5 protein-coding genes are annotated in these 5,545 nt (G+C 67.4%); 2 read left to right on the top strand and 3 right to left on the bottom strand.

The features are described 5' to 3' along the window. Positions 1–79: 79 nt before the first annotated feature. Positions 80–1,039: a tyrosine-type recombinase/integrase gene (locus ACIBQ1_RS61710; RefSeq protein ID WP_397292856.1), complete on the bottom strand. Its 960-nt coding sequence runs from the start codon at positions 1,037–1,039 to the stop codon at positions 80–82. Between ACIBQ1_RS61710 and ACIBQ1_RS61705 the strand changes: the two genes are divergently transcribed. Both ACIBQ1_RS61705 and ACIBQ1_RS61700 read left to right on the top strand, forming a co-directional pair. Beyond that, positions 960–2,024 (top strand): Tn3 family transposase, encoded by a 1,065-nt coding sequence (locus tag ACIBQ1_RS61705; protein WP_397292854.1) that lies wholly within the window; start codon positions 960–962, stop codon positions 2,022–2,024. The two genes, ACIBQ1_RS61710 and ACIBQ1_RS61705, sit on opposite strands and share 80 nt — an antisense overlap. Before the next feature lie 342 nt (positions 2,025–2,366). Continuing rightward, positions 2,367–2,669 carry a Tn3 family transposase gene (locus ACIBQ1_RS61700; RefSeq protein ID WP_397292853.1) on the top strand — a complete coding sequence of 101 codons (303 nt, stop codon included), beginning with the start codon at positions 2,367–2,369 and terminating at the stop codon, positions 2,667–2,669. 206 nt (positions 2,670–2,875) lie between these two features. On the opposite strand, the gene ACIBQ1_RS61695 is transcribed toward ACIBQ1_RS61700, so the two are convergent. Both ACIBQ1_RS61695 and ACIBQ1_RS61690 read right to left on the bottom strand, forming a co-directional pair. Further along, positions 2,876–4,768: a CocE/NonD family hydrolase gene (locus ACIBQ1_RS61695; RefSeq protein WP_397292852.1), complete on the bottom strand. Its 1,893-nt coding sequence runs from the start codon at positions 4,766–4,768 to the stop codon at positions 2,876–2,878. 265 nt (positions 4,769–5,033) lie between these two features. Next, positions 5,034–5,545: hypothetical protein (locus ACIBQ1_RS61690; RefSeq protein ID WP_397292850.1), on the bottom strand; the 512-nt coding region annotated here is incomplete at its 5' end.

Here is a 5,545-nt window from a genome sequence, read left to right as displayed (position 1 = left end):
CAGTGGTCCCACCAGGGCCACATCAACAAGATCGGACCAGCGCTCTACGCCTGCACCTCATTGAGCGCTTAAGCCTTCGTCAGCAGGCTCTAAGATGGATGTAAGCCATGGTCGTGGCCAGGTCCCGGTGGCCGGCATACTGGGCGATCTGATCGATGGTCCACTCGGCCCGGGCAAGGTCGGTCAGGCGCAGGTGCCGGAAGGTGTGCGTGGTCAGACGGCAGAGTCCGGCCTGCTCACCGATCGCCGTTACGATCTTTGACCAGCTCGACGGCCCTAACGGCATCCCGAAGTTGCGGCGCGAGGCGCTCAGCAGCAGGCGGCCGTCCCGCTTGCCGAACAGGCCGCGTCGCTCGGCCAGATAGGCGGCGAACAAGCGGGCGGTGGCCGTGCCAAAGGCCACCTCTCGTGATCGCTGAGACTTGGTCGTCTGCGCGCGCAGCCGGATCAGCCCGTAAGCCGGCTCGAAGTCACCGAGTTCCAGCTGCACCAGTTCCTCACGGCGCAGCGCGCCGTCGTAGGCCAGCGCGACCATCAGCCTGTTGCGGAGCGGCTGGACTGTGGTGGCGATCAGGATGGATTGCCAGGCGGCCTCGCTGGGAATCCACGGTGCCTGCTCGACGCGGCGCACCAGGCCCTGCCGGGCCCGACCGCCGTGCCGGGAGGAGTACCCGCGCCGGACCGGGTTGCGCTCGCGCAGCCCGTCCTCGACGAGGAACTCGTAGAAGGAACGGACCGCGACGACGCGTTGCTGGATCGTCGCATTCGACAGCCCGGCCGCGGTGTCCAGCCGAACCACGTTGGCGCCCCCCGCGCTCGGGCGTTGTCGCATGTCGCCGATCCAGGCCGCCACCCCATCAGCCCTGATGGTCAGCGGGTCGGCGCCGACCAAGGAACAGAACCGAAGGTGGTCCTCAAGCGCCCTGCCGTAAGCGTCGATCGTGTTCGGGGCACGCCCGATGTTCGCGGTGAACTCCAGCCATCGGCGGGCTTCGCCATGCTCAGCGAGCCGCGGGTACTTCTCCCACTTGACGTCCATGGTCCAGCAAAGTAGCCACGCCAGATTCCACATAAGGCAGCGTTTCCCGGTTCGCGGCAAGAGCACCACCGCCCGGGACATGACCATCCATGGCGGTCAGGTGCTGTCGTCCTACACGCACGTGTCCGACCAGCACTCCACCTTCGGCACCAAAATAAGCGTGCCGAACGCCCGTGAGGCGCACTTCGTGCTGGACGATTTCCTGGGCAACGCCACCGATCTGCCCCTGTTCGAGCACGCGACCGATACCCACGGCGTCACCCTCATCAACTTTGCCCTGTTCGACCTGGTGGGCAAGCTGCTGTCGCCGCGCATCCGCGACCTCGGCAAGATCACCCTGATCCGGGACGAGACGCCCACCGAGACGGTCAAGCGCTACCCGCACGCCGGCCCCTTGCTGAGCGCGCGCTGGAATGAAGACCTCATCACCGAGTGCTGGCCGGACCTGCTGCGCATGGCCGGATCGCTGAAGTACGGCCAGGCCACCGCCTCCCTGGGCGTGGGCAAGTGGTCGGCCGCCTCCCGGCAGAACACCCTGGCCGCCGCCTTGAAGGAGTGGGGCATGCTACGCCGTACGCTGCACGCGGCGAAGTATCTGTCGGACCCTGCCTACCGCAGGAAGATCGCCCGCCAGCTGAACAAGGGCGAGAGCCTGCACGCGCTGCGCCGGGACTTGCACTACGCCCAGCAGGGCGCCGTCACCAAACCGGCCCTGGCCGACCAGACCGACCAGGCGTGGTGTCTGACCGTGTTGACCAACGCCGTCATCACCTGGACGACCGAGTACTACTCGCTGGCCGTGCGGCAGCTGCGGGCGGCCAGCCGGGACGTGCCGGACGAGCTGCTGGCCCACATCTCCCCGGCGCACAGCGAGAACGTCAACTTCTTCGGCGTGATCACCGTGGATGTGGAGGCGGAGTTGGCCAAGCTGGACGGCGGCGGCTGGCGGCCGCTGCGTCCGGTGGCGCATGTGACCCCAAGGTGATCGCGGTGTTCCGCCAACTCGCTTTGTCGTTACCGATGGTGGTCGTCTGCGTACGGCGGTAGTCTCGCCTGCGGGGCGGGTTTCCTTCGTGGAGGGGGGAAGGTCTCGCTCCTGCTGGTTTGCCGCGGGGCCTCCAGGAAGCTGCCGGCCAGGTCGAAGGCGCCGACGCAGGTCGCCGCCACGCCGAGCAGCCGGTTCTGGACGCCGTCGAAGGGGTGCCACGCAGCCGGTGCAGGTGTTCGATCACTTCGCCGCCGCGCTCTAGCCCGCTGGCCAGGCTCAGGCTGGCCAGCAGCTCAGGGTCGTCCGGTGACGGCGCCGCGATATCCACGAGGGCCTCACGTGGTGGAGAACTGGAACTCGGCCAACAAGGACATCTTCTACGGCAAGGCCAGTGATCTGATCGGCGATGACCGGGAGCACGTCGGAGTCTCCGCCCTGGCGTTGCACCTGGTCCGGGCCGCGATCGTCCACCTGAACACCAGGATGGTGCAGATCGTCCTCGCCGAGCCGAAGTGGCGAAAGAAGCTCACCGACGCAGGCTGGCGCCCTGTCGGCACTCTTCTGGTCCCATCTGAACCTGTACGGCAAGTTCGAGCTCGACATGAGCAAACAGCTCGACCTCGGACCGGCGCCGGGCACTGAGGGCCAACCGTCAGATGGTCCGCTCTGAGCGACGAACGATCTTGGGGGGCCGCGCCCTCGGGTGAGTCCCCAAAGACTCTGTAGATCAGCTCCCTGGCGGTTGGGGAGACGCTCGGGAGTTGAGGGCCGGCATGTTCGGTTCTGCCCTGTCCAGGTACGGTCGCGGCCACCGTTGGCCGCGACCGTACCTGTGATCGATCTTGTTGTTACTTGATGGACGTGCCGGTGACCAGCGGCAGTGAGATCGACGTGCCGGCCAGGTCGACGGTGACCTTGGCCCCGGTGCCGGGTTCGACGTCCTCTTCGGAGCCGTTGCCGGCCACGTCCTTGTTGAAGTCGTCGTTGGTCCCGGCCAGCACCAGGCCCAGCCGATGCCCGGCCTTGAACTCGTAGTCCTGCGGCAGCATCTTCCAGGTGATCTGGTACGACTTGCCCGGCGTCAGCGGTGCCTGGCGGCTGAGCGACTTGTGGTTCTGCGCGTCCAGGATTCCGCGGGTGACCACGTTGAAGCCGGAGGTCTCCGTGTTGTCGCCGGCCTTGAGGTAGCAGCCGTCGTCAGCGGCCGTGCTCTGGCCGACGCAGGATTCGCCGCCGACGAACGTGAGGCCTTGCGCGGCCGTCAGACTGTTCTCGAGGTAGTCGATGCGGGTGTCGGTGCCGTAGTCGACGAGCAGGACGCCCAGGTTGGCGGCCGGCTTGTCCAGCGTGACCTTCAGGCTCACCGACGGCGTTCCGGACAGCCGCGTCGCGCTCTTCAGCGGCGGGGTCAGGAAGGCCAGCCGGTGGGAGTTGGCGGTGGCGGGGTCGGCGGCCACCGCGACCTCGGTCTGGGCGATGTCGAGGTAACTGCCGCTACCGGTCGAGGGCGTACGGCCCAGGGAGCCGTCCTGCCGCGGCCTGAGCGTCACCCTCTGCGTCGGTGCCGGCCAGTCGGCCTGGGTGATCCACCGGCCGGGGCCGAGCTGCACATCGACGCGCGGCTGCCGCATGATGTCGTTGGCCACGCCCATCAATTCATGGTCGAACCACTGATGCAGGGTGTCCACCCACACCTCGCGCCGGGCCCAGAACGGCTCCAGGTGCCCGTACTGCGTCACCCACACCTTGCGCTGCACGGTGGAGGGCAGCTTCGCCCACCATTCGGAGAACTGGCTGCCCACCACGTTGCGGTCCTGCATGCCCATCACCGCGAAGACACTGGCGCGGATGTTGCGCGCCTTGGAGATCGGCCCGTTGCGGTAGTTGCGCTCGTGCCAGTAGGCGTTGTAGTTGCCGGTGGCGTCGTCGGAGTCTTCGCGCAGCTTCTGGCGTACCGCCGCGCATTTCTCTGCCGGATCCTTGTCGACCCGCTCGGCCTGCCAGGCCGCCGCGTCCTTGAACCAGGTCAGGACGCCGTTGATGCGCGAGTTCTCGTATCCGCTGGTGTAGCCGGCGATGTTCACGATCGTCGCCAGCCCCTGCACGCCGGTGCCGGCGACGGCGGCGCCGAGCGCTCCCTCGTAGGAGTGGCCGATCATCCCGGTACGTCCGGTGGTCCAGGAGGCTTTGACCGCAGCGCCCTGGTCGTCGTAGGCGGCCGCCCGGCCGTTCAGCCAGTCGACGACCGCCTTGCCGCCCAGCACGTCGGGGGCGCCGTAGGAGGTCGGGCAGCCCTCGGACAACCGGGTGCCGATCATGTCGACGGACACGAACGCGTACCCGCGGGGCACGAAGTAGTTGTCGTACCACATCGGGAACTTCGTCACGTTCCCGATCGCGTCGTAGGTCTTGTGTTCGACCTCGTAGCCGACGCCCGGCTCGTCGTAGTACGGGGTTTCCTGCATGACCACCGGGACCTTGAGCCCGGAGGCGGACTCCTTCGGCCGGATGATGTCCACCCGGATCAGGTCCTTCTTGCCGTCGCCGTCGCTGTCGACCTGCGACTGCACCCGGACGTGTTCGCGGATGGCGTCGGTGTAGGAGAAGACGGGCTGGGTGAGCCCGCCGGAGATCTTGATCTTCGGCTCCGCTGTCGCGGACGCGGCAGGAGCACCGGCGGCCACGAGCGCGGTCGTGAGGGTGACTGCGGCAAGAGACCTTCGCGGTCGCGAGGTTAACATGTGCATCCCTTCTAGGGTCGGTTGCTGTCATCGGTGCGGCCATCGCCGGCGCCAGGTGGCGTTTGCGCTTGTCAGTGCGGGTGTGCTGGCCAGATGAGCGGGATCAGCGTCGGCCGGCGCAGCACACGGAGGTGGCGGCGGGCGCGCCGCCGGGCAGCGGCAAGCTCGTCGTGGCGCGGCCGAACGGTGAGGGTGCCCTCGCCGCCGTGTCACAGGGTCCGGACAGGACCCCCTGACAAGGGGTAGCTGCGCAGGCCGACATCCATCAAGCGGCGTCGAGGGCGTCGGTAATCTTGCGGGTCATGTCAGCCAGAGTGGGGCCGGGCTGGCCCTGGTGGGACCGGGCGGCTGCTTCGATGGCGACGATGACGGTACGGCGGAAGTTGTCGGCCTCTTCCGGAGCCTGCTGCTTGAGCAGGCTCATGGCTGTCGTCAGGGCCGGCAACACCTGGTCGGCGATTGCGGCTACGGACTTGCTGTCCAGCTTCATGTCCTTCGGATACTCGGCGAGCACGTGCCCGACCAGCCCGGTGGCGGAGGCCAGGGCGATGGAGCCCTCGGTGGCGGCCTTGTGGGGCTTGCCGGCGGCATCGGCGGCGGACATCAGCGTGACGGCGCCGTAGGCAGCGGTGCGCAGGGTGAGCTTGTCCTGGTCGGTAAGCGTGATGGACATGGTGGTGTGCTCCTGTGTGTCCAGTAGTGATTGGTGGTTGATCGAAATGAGTGATTGACGATCGGTTGCGGAAGCTCGTCGTCGCTTGCCGGTGGAAGTCCGGT

This window comes from Nonomuraea sp. NPDC050153 (assembly GCF_044460125.1).
In the GTDB taxonomy this organism is placed as follows: Bacteria; Actinomycetota; Actinomycetes; order Streptosporangiales; family Streptosporangiaceae; genus Nonomuraea.
Note: the sequence above shows the minus strand (reverse complement) of the source record. Positions and strands in the feature narration are given on the sequence as shown.

Excerpts from the sequence above, each read along its gene's own strand:
- ACIBQ1_RS61705 (WP_397292854.1), top strand. The coding sequence starts at position 960 with ATGTTCGCGGTGAACTCCAGCCATCGGCGGGCTTCGCCATGCTCAGCG.
- ACIBQ1_RS61710 (WP_397292856.1), bottom strand. The coding sequence starts at position 1,039 with ATGGACGTCAAGTGGGAGAAGTACCCGCGGCTCGCTGAGCATGGCGAA.
- ACIBQ1_RS61695 (WP_397292852.1), bottom strand. The coding sequence starts at position 4,768 with ATGTTAACCTCGCGACCGCGAAGGTCTCTTGCCGCAGTCACCCTCACG.